The 10,046-nt window shown below is 68.8% G+C and carries 10 protein-coding genes; 5 read left to right on the top strand and 5 right to left on the bottom strand.

The genetic code is table 11. The annotated features are described in order from the left end of the window. Window positions 1-365: 365 nt before the first annotated feature. Complete coding sequence (locus tag OCW50_RS11850; protein WP_262297645.1) at window positions 366-1,031, bottom strand: class I SAM-dependent methyltransferase; 666 nt, start codon at window positions 1,029-1,031, stop codon at window positions 366-368. Window positions 1,032-1,603: 572 nt separating this feature from the next. Here OCW50_RS11850 and OCW50_RS11845 point away from each other — a divergent pair. After that, a complete protein-coding gene (locus OCW50_RS11845; RefSeq protein WP_373371376.1) occupies window positions 1,604-1,756 on the top strand; it encodes a DUF1127 domain-containing protein in 153 nt (50 codons plus the stop codon). A gap of 198 nt (window positions 1,757-1,954) precedes the next feature. On the opposite strand, the gene OCW50_RS11840 is transcribed toward OCW50_RS11845, so the two are convergent. Continuing rightward, window positions 1,955-2,575: a class I SAM-dependent methyltransferase gene (locus OCW50_RS11840; RefSeq protein ID WP_262297644.1), complete on the bottom strand. Its 621-nt coding sequence runs from the start codon at window positions 2,573-2,575 to the stop codon at window positions 1,955-1,957. Window positions 2,576-2,876: 301 nt separating this feature from the next. Between OCW50_RS11840 and OCW50_RS11835 the strand changes: the two genes are divergently transcribed. From OCW50_RS11835 to purN, 4 genes are all read left to right on the top strand, one after another. Then, a complete protein-coding gene (locus OCW50_RS11835) occupies window positions 2,877-4,043 on the top strand; it encodes a tlde1 domain-containing protein (RefSeq protein ID WP_262297643.1) in 1,167 nt (388 codons plus the stop codon). Window positions 4,044-4,216: 173 nt separating this feature from the next. Continuing rightward, window positions 4,217-5,311, top strand: a complete 1,095-nt coding sequence (locus tag OCW50_RS11830) for an alginate lyase family protein (protein WP_262297642.1) — start codon at window positions 4,217-4,219, stop codon at window positions 5,309-5,311. Between the two features lie 228 nt (window positions 5,312-5,539). Next, entirely contained in the window at window positions 5,540-6,610 is a 1,071-nt protein-coding gene (gene purM, locus OCW50_RS11825) for a phosphoribosylformylglycinamidine cyclo-ligase (RefSeq protein WP_262297641.1), read from the top strand. After that, window positions 6,610-7,257, top strand: a complete 648-nt coding sequence (gene purN, locus OCW50_RS11820; RefSeq protein ID WP_262268239.1) for a phosphoribosylglycinamide formyltransferase — start codon at window positions 6,610-6,612, stop codon at window positions 7,255-7,257. The genes purM and purN overlap by 1 nt, the downstream gene beginning before the upstream one ends. A gap of 43 nt (window positions 7,258-7,300) precedes the next feature. Here the strand turns inward: purN and OCW50_RS11815 are convergent, their stop codons facing one another. From OCW50_RS11815 to OCW50_RS11805, 3 genes are all read right to left on the bottom strand, one after another. After that, window positions 7,301-8,569 carry a lytic murein transglycosylase gene (locus OCW50_RS11815; RefSeq protein ID WP_262297640.1) on the bottom strand — a complete coding sequence of 423 codons (1,269 nt, stop codon included), beginning with the start codon at window positions 8,567-8,569 and terminating at the stop codon, window positions 7,301-7,303. A gap of 616 nt (window positions 8,570-9,185) precedes the next feature. Next, window positions 9,186-9,551 (bottom strand): hypothetical protein, encoded by a 366-nt coding sequence (locus OCW50_RS11810; RefSeq protein WP_262297639.1) that lies wholly within the window; start codon window positions 9,549-9,551, stop codon window positions 9,186-9,188. A gap of 178 nt (window positions 9,552-9,729) precedes the next feature. Further along, window positions 9,730-9,924 carry a hypothetical protein gene (locus OCW50_RS11805; protein WP_262268242.1) on the bottom strand — a complete coding sequence of 65 codons (195 nt, stop codon included), beginning with the start codon at window positions 9,922-9,924 and terminating at the stop codon, window positions 9,730-9,732. Window positions 9,925-10,046 lie beyond the last annotated feature (122 nt).

The raw sequence follows: 10,046 nt of genomic DNA, 5'->3' as shown, positions 1-10,046 counted from the left end.
GTGGAGTTGAGCGGTGTGCTTGTCCGATCGGAAACGCTCTCCCGTCATGGCCGGCCGGTCATCACCCTGCTCTCGCCGGCCATCCCGATGCGGTGAGGCGCGGCGCTTCAGACCATCGGGATCACCGGCACAAGGCCGGCCATGACGTGGTGGTGGATTGGACGGGCCGGTGATGACGACGGGGTGACCATCCGGCCGAGCGATCAGGACAGGGGCCCGAACGATGCGCCGCTTAAGGATGTGAGCATCGGACGGGAAACGTGGTGCCACTGTTCACGTCCGATGCTGCAAGCATTCGATCGAACGCATCTTTGCACGCAAAACCGGTTCCCACTTTTCCCGTCCGATGCTCCGGTCCCGGCCGATCAGGCCGGATCCTTGAAGATCCGGCATTTCGGCGGATCGAACTCGAACGGGACCTTGCCCTCGGGGGCGAAGAACGAGTCGAAGGCCTCCTTGACGCCGGGCCAGTGCGGATAGTCGTCGCCGATGAGCACGCCGCCGGGCCGGATCATCGGCCACCATTCGCGCAGGTCCGACGTGACCGCGTGCACGTCGTGGCCGCCGTCGATATGGACCACGTCCGGCCGCACGTCGTTGTGCTTCAGCACGTGCACGGCATTCACCGAGTCGAGCGGCAGGGGCAGCACGTAATCCTGCAGCCCCTCCCCGACGATATTGGCCGCGAAGGTGTGGTAGAGCGCCGGATAGCCGTTGATGAAGTTCAGGTGCGCGAACCACTCGTCGTTGTTCCAGTGGTCCCAGGCGCCGAGCCAGGTATCGACCGCGATCACCACCCCGTCGAGCCCCAGGGCCTTCATGGTCGAGGCGAGCGAGATGACGGAACCGCCCTTCCAGACCCCGACCTCGACCACCACCGAGGGCCGCAGCGTCTCGATCGCGTCCGTCAGATAGGGGTGCTGCGAGCCCCAGCCCTGCTGGTCCTGCCGGTACAGCCGGGCCGGGAAATTCCGGAACGGATCCTGACCGCGCCACATCCGGCTCACCAGCGCGTCTCGGACCTGTGTCATTCGGGGCCTCGCTCGTCATTGTCGGGTGGGCATCGTGCCCGAGAGCATCGGACCCGCTGCTCACACCCCTGAGCGGCACATCCTACGGCGCGGACCCGAAGGGCTGCGTCGGCGACCCGCCGGGTCCGCATGATGTGCCAGGGGAACAACAGCGTTCCTGCCGACAAGGTTCAGAGAGCCCGCGGCGGACGGGTGGGAGCCGGGCGCGCCGGAATGCCCGTCCCGGGGGCATTTCGCCTCCTGAACAGGCGCAAGGCGCATAGCAATAAAGCATTTACCTTTGTGACATGCGGAAGGTGCATATCGATTATGCCGATAACCGGTCTTTTGCAGCGCACAAAAGCGGTCATATTACCTATACCAAAGTATGAGACACGGGTTCAGGGCTCGACCTTAATGCCAAGCCGCCCGGATCCTCTTTCAGGAGACCATGATGATCATCGTCAGCTTGCTTCGCCTCTTCCGCAGCATCGTGTCGGAAGCCCGCCAGATGCAGCGCGAAGCCGCCCGCCGTCACCCCGGGCTCGACTGGTAGTCCCGAGCCCCGGATCACCCCTTAAGGAGACCTATCCATGATCACCTCCATGATCCTCGCCCGCCTCGCCTCCTGGCGCCGCTACCGCCAGACCTTCCGCGAACTAGAAGCGCTCAACGACCGCGAACTCGCGGATCTCGGCCTCGGCCGCCGCGACATCCGGGTCGTCGCCCGCCAGGCTGCCCGCTAAAGCATCGGACGTGAAAAGTGGACTTGCACTTTTGAGATCCATCCGATGCTTTCTTCCTGAATGAGAGCATGGGACCCGGGGGCCGATCCCCGGGCACGGGATCGCGCGAGAGCTGTATCCACTCGCGTGGGATCATCTCTCTTCTTTGGCTTGCCGCATTTTCAACGGCGAACCGGATCCCCTTCGCCGAAAAATGCTCTAGGCGGCCTGCGCGACGCCCTGGCACAGGAAGCCGACCGGCCGCGGCGCGCCGTCGAGGTAGTAGTGCTCGATGCGCCGGATCGTGAACCCGGCCTCGTCGAGAAGCTGCTGGACCGGACGGGTCAGGTTGCAGCCGACCGCGAGCCGGCGCCAGATCGGATTGAGCCGGTGCTGCCAGGTCGCCACGCCGGCATCGCTCGACAGGCCGTGCTCCAGAAACAGCACGCGGCCATCGGGCTTGAGCACGCGTCGCACCTCGCGCAGCGCCTGGGCCGGATCCTCCACCGAGCACAGGGTGTAGGTGATCACCGCCGTATCGATGAGGCCGTCCGCGAGCGGCAGCGCCTCGGCCGGGGCCCGGATGACCTCCAGGGGAACCGGCGAGTGGCGGCGGCGCTCGCGGCCCAGGTTCAGGAACTCCGCCATGGGATCGACCCCGATCACCCGCGTCACGCGGGCCGGGTCGTAGAGCGGCAGGTTCAGTCCCGGACCGATCCCGATCTCCAGCACCACGCCCGAGGCCTGCGGAACGACCTTCTCGCGCTCGGCCGTGATGCCCTCCATCCCGCACAGGCAGCTGACGAAGCGCGGGCCGATGTGACGTGCGTAGAACCCCATGCCGAGGTCTCCCCTTGAACGGTTGGAAAAGGCAACCCTTTTCCCATCCATATCCCTTGCCCGCGCGGCGATCTGTGAGCCAGCGCACGCCGTCTCGCCGCCGCGAATTGGGCAGAAGGGCGCCACATTCCTTCGACAGAAGCGCACCCGGTTATCCCTAATTTAACCAAGCCGTCGTCTAATCCGACTCGTGAAGATATTGCTTCACGCATGAACGCCCCGACCCGTCCGGCGCCCGTTACGCCGCCATCCCGGGCTCGACGCCGATCATGCGCCATCGAGTTGTTGCGTAGAGTTCGCCATGTTGCATTCCTCCTATCCGTCGGGCGGTCGCGCCCCGCGCGGCCCGCGCAGAAAGCGGCGCAATCTTCTGCCGACGGCGGCTCTCGTGGCGATCTCGATGAGCCCTCTCGCCTACTTCGTCGATTTCACCCGCCAGAACGACGCGCCGGTGGCCGCGCCCGTGAGCACCGTCGCCGCTCCTGCGGCGGTTCGGGAAGCCGCCGTGGCGAGCCTCGATCCGGCGCTGGTCAGCCCGACGCCGCTGATCGGCGCCGAGGCGCATCGCTTCGCGCGCAACGCCCCGCTGCCGGCCGAGCTCGCGGCGCCGGTGCAGCGCCAGGCGAGCCTTGCGCCGGTCGCCTCCCCGGCGCCCGTGGTGCCCGTGGCGCCCGCCCAGCCGGCTCCGGTCCAGGCGATGGCGGAAGCCCTCCAGCCGATGCCTCTCTCCGCGCCCGTGCCGCTGCCGGTGCCGCGCCCGGCCGACCTGTTCCCGGCCAGACCCGCCCCGGCCCCGCAGATGGCGAATGCGCCGGTCCGCCCCCCGATGACGCAACGGGTCGCGGCCGCCGCCGCCGCCCCGGTCGGCCAGCAGGCCGACAACCGCTCCTTCATCGAGAAATTCTTCGGCATCAAGCCCGCCTCCCCGCCCGCGGACGCGCTCAGCTACGCGTCCATCGACGGCGGCAGCACCGGCAGCATCGCGCCGACCTCGCGCTTCGTCCCCGCGCCCGAGACCGGCGGCGGGGGCACCGCCGTCTACGACATCAGCGCCCAGGTGGTGATCATGCCCAACGGCGAGAGGCTGGAGGCGCATTCGGGCCTCGGCGACATGATGGACAACCCGCGCCACGTGAACGTGCGGATGAGGGGCCCGACGCCCCCGGGCACCTACATGGTCACCGAACGCGAGGCGCTCTTTCACGGCGTCCGCGCGCTTCGGCTCACGCCGGTCGGCGGCAGCGGCGCCATCTACGGGCGCGACGGCATCCTGGCCCACACCTACATGCTCGGCCCGCGCGGCGACTCGAACGGCTGCGTGTCGTTCAGGAACTACGACCGCTTCCTGCAGGCCTATCTTCGCGGCGAGGTGAAGCGCCTGGTCGTCACCGCCGGGCGCGGGCAGGATCTGCTGCCGCACCTGGCCTATCGAAGCCGCACGGCCCGGCGCTCCGACCGCGCCATTTGACCGCGACGGGCGCACCCGTCGTCACCGGCGGCCGGGCCGGCCTACCCCCAATGGACCGCCTACCTCCGAAGGTTCGGCCGTCTGGCATTGCGCGGTCCCGCACCTAGTTCATGATCGGCCCCGCCGACCGGGGACGGCGCGACGGGGGATTGCGAATGATGGTGGAATGGGCTGTGTCGCGTCCTGTGCTTCGACCCGTGCTCGCCGTCACGGCCCTTCTCGGTCTGCTCCTGGGCGGCGCACCGGCGCGGGCCCAGGGCGCCGGCTATCTCGTCCCGGCGCCGGCGAAGGACGCCGTGCAGGCCAAGCCGAAATACGAATGCGACGCGCCGGACGCGCCGGTGATCACCCTCGACACCCAGAGCAAGTACCGGCAGGACGACGCCCGGCGCGCGACCATCGACGAGGAGGCCGAGGAGGCCTATTCCGAAGCCGTCGAGCCCCTGCGCGCCTATGGCAAGACCCTGGCGCGGATCGCCAACGCCTATGTGAAATCCAGCCCGAAGAACACGGCCGCGGCCGCCTGTGCCCTCACCTGGCTCGATCATTGGGCTTCGGCGAAGGCCATGGCCGACCTGCGCTCCCGGCAGGCGCATTTCAATCTGGGCCAGGCGCTCGCCGGCTTCGCCCTGGCCTATCTCCAGGTCCGCCAGGCTCCGGGCCTGGACGAGGAGCAGAAGAAGCGCGTCGAGGCCTGGCTCAAGGCCCTGGGCCGGCAGGTCGCCGACGCGAAGGACGTGGGCAAGGGCGTCTCCGGCCGGAACAACCACCGCTACTGGGCGGGCCTGAGCGCCACGGCCGCCGGGATCGCCAGCGGCGACAGGCGGCTGACCGAGTGGGGCCTCGACAGCGCCCGGATCGGCCTCGCCCAGGTCACGCCCGACGGGACGCTTCCGCTCGAGATGAACCGCGGCAAGCGCGCCCGCGACTACCATGTCTTCGCCGCCGAGCCCCTGGTCGCCACCGCGGAGCTCGCGCACGCCCAGGGCGTCGACCTCTATGCCGAGCACGGGGGCGCCCTGTCGCGCCTCGTGAACCGGGTGGTGGAGTCCCTGGACGACCCGTCCTTCTTCGAGAAGGCCACGGGCACTCCGCAGGAGCCCTATTCCGGCGACGGCACCGTGCCGCCGCACCGCATCGCCTGGCTCGAGATCCACGAGAACCGCCACCCCTCGCCGAAGGCGGAGGCGATCCTGAGCGCGAAACGCCCGGTCGCGTCGAGCGGGATCGGCGGCAACACGACGCTGCTGTTCCACGACGAGGATTGAGCGGCGTTCCAAGAATCGGGATCACCGGGACGAGCCCGGAACTGACACCCGCCACGTCATGGCCGGCCTTGTGCCGGCCATCCCGATCGGAAAAGCGCGGCGCCCTACGGGAGCGGGATCACCCGGACGAGCCCGTCGATTGCACCCGTCCGATCCCTCATCGTCGCTCAAATCCCCTTGCCTCCCGGTCTCTCTCGTCTTACTGCCCGAGCCAACACGGGGTGAGCCATGACGACCGAGAAGCAGACGAACGGCCTGACCTATGCCCAAGCGGGCGTCGACATCGACGCGGGCAACGCCATGGTCGACCAGATCAAGCCCCTGGTGCGCTCGACGCGGCGGCCCGGCGCCGACGCGGAGATCGGCGGCTTCGGCGGGCTCTTCGACCTCAGGGCCGCAGGGTTCAAGGACCCGATCCTCGTCGCGGCCAATGACGGCGTCGGCACCAAGGTCAAGATCGCCATCGACACGGGCCTCCACGACACCATCGGCATCGACCTCGTGGCCATGTGCGTGAACGACATCATCGTGCAGGGGGCCGAGCCCCTGTTCTTCCTCGACTATTTCGCCACCGGCAAGCTCTCTCCCGAGGTCGGCGTCCATATCGTCAGGGGCATCGCCGAGGGCTGCCTCCAGGCCGGCTGCGCGCTGATCGGCGGCGAGACCGCCGAGATGCCGGGGCTCTATGCGAAAGGCGATTACGACCTGGCAGGCTTCGCGGTCGGCGCCGCCGAGCGCGGCACGCTCCTGCCCGGGGATGTGCGCGTCGGCGACGTGCTCATCGGGCTGCCCTCCTCGGGCGTCCATTCCAACGGCTTCTCCCTCGTGCGCCGGATCGTCGAGCAGTCCGGCCTCGCCTGGGATGCGCCCGCCCCCTTCGCGCAGGGCCGGAGCCTCGCCCAGGCCCTGCTGGAGCCGACCCGGATCTACGTGAAGGCCCTGCTGGAGGTCCTGAAGGGCGGCGACGGCATCAACGCCCTCTGCCACATCACCGGCGGCGGCTTCCCGGACAACATTCCCCGCGTCCTGCCGGACGGCGTCGGCGTGCGCCTCGACCTCGACGCGATCGCCGTCCCGCCCGTGTTCGGTTGGCTCGCCAGGGCCGGCGGCGTGGCCGAGGCCGAGATGCTGCGAACCTTCAACTGCGGCGTCGGAATGATCGTCGTGGCCGCGGCCGACCGGGCGGAGGCCGTGATGGAGCGGCTGCGCAAGGCCGGCGAGGCTCCGGTTCGGATCGGCGAAACCGTGGCCCATGCCGGCGGCGAGCGCGTCGGGACCGTGGGGCGCCTGGCGCTCTGATGACACGCCGCCGCGTCGCCATCCTGATCTCGGGCCGCGGCTCGAACATGGCCTCCCTGATCGAGGCCGCCCGCGCGGCGGATTTCCCCGCCGAGATCGCCCTCGTCCTGTCGAACCGCCCGGACGCGGCCGGACTCGAGCGCGCGCGGGAGGCCGGGATCGCCACCTGCGTGATCGACCACAAGGCCCATGCCAGCCGCGAGGCTTTCGAGCACGCGATGGATGCCGCCCTCGCGTCGCACGGCATCGCCTTCGTCTGCCTCGCCGGGTTCATGCGGGTTCTGACGGACGGGTTCGTGGAGCGCTGGGCTGGCCGCATGGTCAATGTCCACCCGTCCCTGCTGCCCCTTTATCGCGGCACCCGGACCCACCGCCGGGCCCTCGAGGACGGCGTGCTCGTGCACGGCTGCACGGTCCATTTCGTGGTGCCGGAACTCGACGCCGGACCGATCATCGCCCAGGCGGCGGTGCCGGTCGTGCCGGGCGACACCGAGGAGAGCCTCGCGGCCCGCGTGATCGAGCAGGAACACCGGCTCTATCCGCGGGCCCTGCGCCTGATCTGCGATGGAACGGCACGGCTTGAGAACGGGCGCGTGGTGTTCTCGCACGCATGGGACGCGAGCGGCGCGCTCCATTCGCCGGCCTGAAGCCCATCCGCTCCCGGCCTTCGGTCGGTTGCCGCGATCGCGCTCAGCGCAAAGCCTCGACGAGGGCGGCATCGGGAAAGCAGGTCTCGTCGCGGCGACCTTTGCCCTGCCATTGGCCGATCGCCGTGCGGGTGGCGAAGCCGATCAGGCCGTCGACCTTGCCGACATCATAGCCCTGGCCCTTCAGCCTCTCCTGCATCGTCTGGATATCGCCGCGCCGCAGGGAATCGATCGGCCGCCACCGTCCGGCGAAGGCCGACGCGCCGCGCATGCGGTCGGCCAGATGGCCGATGAAGAGGGCGTAGAGGTCGGACTCGTTGTACTGCTTGAGGACGTAGAAGTTCTCCGACACCAGGAAGGCAGGCCCGAGGCGGCCTGCCGGCATGACCAGGAAGGCCGTCGTGTCGCCGCTCCACGGGGGCGGGGCCCCCGCGGCGGGCGTCAGTCCGAGCCGGAGCCAGTCCTGCATCGGCCTGCCCTGTCGCGGCCCCTCCAGCGTGCAGGAGACGGCCTGCGGCAGGCTCGCCTCGAAGCCCCAGCCGGGACCCGGCTTCCAGCCATGCTCGCGCAGGTAGTTCGCAATCGAGGCCAGGCTGTCCGGCACCGAGTCCCAGACGTCCCGACGGCCGTCGGCGTCGGCGTCGACCGCGTAGCGCAGGAATTTCGAGGGAAGAAGCTGCGGCTGTCCCAGGGCTCCGGCCCAGGACGACAGCAGGGTCTCGCCGGAAAAATGATCCTCCTCGAGGATCACCAGGGCGGCGAGAAGCTCCGGATAATACAGCGCCTTCCGGCGCCCCATGAAAGCCTGCGTGGCCAGAACCCGCAGGGCCTGGTGTTTTGCCCGGACGCGGCCGAAATGCGACTCCCGCCCCCAGATCGCGACCACGATCTCCCGTGGCACGCCGTACCGACGCTCGATGTCGTCGAGAGCGGATCCCCAACGCTGCAGCAGCGCACGGCCGTCCTTGGCCAGGGCAGCGAGCTGGGATTCGGGGAAATACCGGCCGGGGCTCTGGAACTCCGCCTGGCGCAGGTCATCGGAGGGCGCCGCCTGCCCCGGCGGCAGAAGCTCCGGGAGAGCCCAGTCGAGCCCCGTCGCCGACAGGTTGCGCTCGAAGGTCTCTCGGGAGACGCCCTGCTTCTGCGCATCGGGCCAGACCGTCCCGTCCAGCCAGTTCCGGAACTGCCGTTCCGTCGTGGCGCGGAGATCCTGCGCCCGCAGCATCGAGCCCCCCGGCACCGGAGCGGCGCACGCCACCAGGGCGGCGAGAGCGACGGCCGAGACGCGGGACAGGCTGGCGAATGCAGGCATGGCCAGAAGACTAGAGCGTCGGCCGTGAAAAGTGGACCCCCTTTCGGGTCCGATGCTCACATCCTGAAGCGGGTATCGTCCGCAGGATACGCTCGGCGGCCTTCCGATCGAGATCACCGGCACAAGGCCGGTGACGACGTCGAGGGTTGGCGTGGGCGGGTGATGACGTGGTGCGTGTGTGGTCCGGTCCTGCCACCCTCCCACGTCATGGCCGGCTCTGTGCCGGCCATCCCGATGCGGTGGGGTGCGGCGCTCTTCCGACCGGGATCACCGGGACAAGCCCGGTGATGACGTGAAGAAGGTGGTCAGGGCCGGTACCGACACCCTCCCACGCATGGCCACCCTCCGCCCTTCCTGCTACCCACCCACGTCATGGCCGGCCAGTCATCACCCGCCTCTCGCCGGCCATCCCGATCCGGTGAAGCGCGGCGCCCTGCGGAAGCGGGATCACCGGCACAAGGCCGGTGATGACGTGGTGTGTGTGACCCGGTGCGAACACCCTCCGGCGTCATGGCCGGCCCTGTGCCGGCCATCCCGATGGTCCGATGAGCTCGCCCACGGGCCGAGACCGGCAGAAGCCCGGCGTCGGCTCCGGTGCCAGGATCCTCGGCGCCTCTTACATCTGCGGCCGCGGCAACCGGCACGCGTCGAGAGCGGTGAGCGCCTTCTCGCGGGCGGTATCGTTGAACAGGCCCGTATCCCGGTAGGCTTGGAGTTCCGTGGGGCTCAGGGACCGCATGGTGCGACCCGCATAGCAATCGCAGCTGCGTGCCAGCGATGCCTCGCTGGCGCCACTCTGGAGGCGAGCTTGGGTGATCGCGCAGGCCTGACTCACCCGGACGCGCAGCTGGCCGACATTCTCGGTCTTGAGCGCCGGATCGACCTGGTATTGCGTGGGCGTGTTGGAGGCGGCCGCAAAGGCCGATGCCGCACCGACGGAAACAGCCGTGGTCACGAGCAGGGCGCGAAGGATCGAGGTCATGGATGGTTCCCCAGAGACGAAATCACGTTCGGCTTTAAGAATAGGCTTGGCCGTTCGGGATCAAGGGGCAGCTGCGGATAGGCTTAAGAAGGTCTGACCAGGCTGGGTCGGGACCGGCGAAGAGGGAACGGCACCGGCGTGCCGTTCCCGACGCTTTCAAGGTTGTCGCAGCCGATCCTTACCGGTGCTGCCCTTCGTACTCGTTCACTTTCCTGGTCAGGAGACCGCCGGCCGCCCATGCGAGGTCTTCGGCATTCAGAACGACCGGGGCAACGGCCTCCTCCATCGCGAGGGCGGCCCGGTCCTCCATCTCCAATGAAACCGCATCGCGATCCTGATGCGAGCGACCATCGGTCGCCATCACTTCAAGCATGCCCCACTCCTCATGGTCTGGATGATCGCATGGGGCGGAACGGGCCCTCACGCGAGCCTCGAACAAGATGTCCGAAGCCTGACCATGATCTTTCGTTACACAGTTACATGAAATAAGACGTT

Source organism: Microvirga sesbaniae, from assembly GCF_025460805.1.
Classification (GTDB): Bacteria; Pseudomonadota; Alphaproteobacteria; order Rhizobiales; family Beijerinckiaceae; genus Microvirga; species Microvirga sesbaniae.
This window is presented reverse-complemented; position numbering and strand designations above follow the sequence as displayed.